The organism is Paenibacillus sp. P4_A7, from assembly GCF_056402455.1.
Genome location: NZ_JBFUHJ010000634.1, coordinates 1 through 2385, shown reverse-complemented (window position 1 = coordinate 2385; position 2385 = coordinate 1). Strand labels below are relative to the sequence as shown.

Genomic DNA, 2385 nt, shown 5'->3' with positions numbered 1-2385 from the left:
GATACACACTATTCCTTAGAGGTGAAGCTTTATTATAAGATTATCGCAGATTGTGATCTCATTGAAAGGTATTGTGAGATTGTAAATCAAGGTGATGCGAATATAACCTTGGAGCAAGCATTGACTGGATCCTTCTACGTGCCGAGAGAGCGAGAGTATAGACTGACTTATTTGACAGGACGCTGGGCTGGGGAAACACAACTAGACAGGGTAATGCTGCCGGACACTAAACTTGTACTTGAAAGCAGAAGAGGTACGACCAGTCACTTTGCCAATCCCTTTTTTATGTTGGATCAAGGAGGGAAAGCGGATGAAAATAAAGGGGARGTCTATTTCGGTGCGTTAGCTTTTAGTGGTAATTGGAAAATAGTCATTGAAAAAGACAAATTTAACATGGTGAAAGTTAGCGCTGGGGTAAATGATTTTGATTTTTCTTGGAATCTGAAGCCTGGAGAGTGCTTTTGTGCACCGAAATATATAGTTGGTTATGTAAACCAAGGGTTTGGCGAAGCTAGTCGCAATCTCCACAACTATCAGCGGAACTACGTACTGCCGGAAGAAAACAAAAGTAAGCTGAGGAAAGTGCTTTACAATTCATGGGAGGCAACAGCGTTTGACGTGAACGAAGAACAACAGACTAAGTTGGCGGAGATTGCATCAAAGATAGGTGTAGAGCTGTTTGTTGTCGATGATGGCTGGTTTGGTGCACGCAATTCGGATAAAGCAGGACTAGGAGATTGGTTTGTTAATCCAAGTAAGTTTCCCAACGGTCTTCATGGCTTGATTAGTAAAGTTAATGATTTAGGGATGGAGTTCGAACTATGGGTCGAACCGGAAATGGTAAATCCCGATAGCGATCTATATCGAGCGCATCCGGAATGGGTTTATCATTTTGAAACGAGAGAGCGTACTCAACTAAGAAATCAACTCATCTTAAATCTGTCTAGATCTGATGTGAGGCAATATATTTATGATTGTATAGACAGCCTCCTCTCCGAGCATCCGATTTCTTTCATCAAATGGGACATGAATCGAAACTTCAGCGAGCCTGGTTTTCCGTCAGCACCGCCAGAAGAACAGAAGGAGATTTGGGTTCGGCATGCTTTGGGCGTTTACGAAATAGTAGAAAAGTTAAAGCTTAAGCATCCAACGGTCATCTTCCAGTCATGTTTAGGTGGTGGCGGTCGCGTTGATATGGGGATCTTGCAATATTTTGACCAAGTATGGACCAGCGATAATACAGATGCGTTTGATCGGTTACGAATTCAGGAAGGGTTTTCTTATGCGTATTGCGCCAAAATTATGGAAGCATGGGTTACGGATGAAGTTAACTGGGTAAATAACAGAAGGCTATCTTTGTCCTATCGTTTTCATAGCGCTATGATTGGGAATTTGGGTGTTGGGGATAACCTATTGAAATGGAGCGACGATGAAAACCAAGAAGCAAAAGAATTGATACATTTATATAAGGAAATTAGACCGATCATCCAACATGGTGACCAATACAGACTTCTTTCCGTTAGGGAAAGTAATTTGGCATCCGTGATGTATGTAAGTGCTAGTAAAGAAGAATCGGTTGTGTTTGCGTTCCTACAGTCGAATAACTTTGATAATGAGATTCCTCGCATTCGTTTGCAGGGTCTAGATGATCAGACACTGTATCAAGTTGAAGGGACTAAGCAATCTTTCAGTGGAATGGCATTAAGGAAATTGGGAATTAAGGTTGAGCTTAAAGGGGATTTTCAAAGTACGGTTATTAGAATTCACAAGGTAGTTTAAAAGAAGATATTTTATATAGATACTTTAATGGATACTTTAATAGATAAATGCCTCCGTACAGTAATGTGAATTTACTGAAAGGAGGTTTTTTTTGTTAGAATTAAGAGAAGTACAGGATTGAGAAATATCTACAGCAATCTAAGTCGACATAAGCATAACGCCCTAAAATTCACGATCGGAGCTGTCATAACAAAAGTAAACGATTCTGTGTACACAGTCTTATTGGCTATGTTATGCTCGCACAGTTTCAAATTTTGCAATTAATTGTGACTGTCAAAGGGAAAGCTGCTGTTTAGTTTCAGAAAATGAACGTAATTGCTGGATTAGCACTATCCGCGCCTCTTTCCAGTGATATAGTTTCAGATTATGATGCTAAAGCTTCTCTATTTCCGTCATTCCTCTCATTAGCTTCACAATTTGAAACTAGTAAAGTATGGTCTCCAAGCCGCCAGATGTATATATGATTCATGGTGACTTCACAATTACAAATGAAGCAATAGTCGAGTGAGTGAACTCAATTCTCTGTACCACAATAGTTGCGAGAAGATATGTGGGGGTTAAAATGGACGAAATTAATCTTGAGGTTCTACAAGAAAGGATACATTC

Annotated in this window: 1 protein-coding gene; it reads left to right on the top strand. The window is 40.0% G+C overall.

Annotated features, from left to right (window positions below; all coding sequences use genetic code 11):
- Positions 1 to 1779: alpha-galactosidase (locus tag AC1DWN_RS32210; RefSeq protein WP_477562918.1), on the top strand; the 1779-nt coding region annotated here is incomplete at its 5' end.
- Positions 1780 to 2385: the final 606 nt, after the last annotated feature.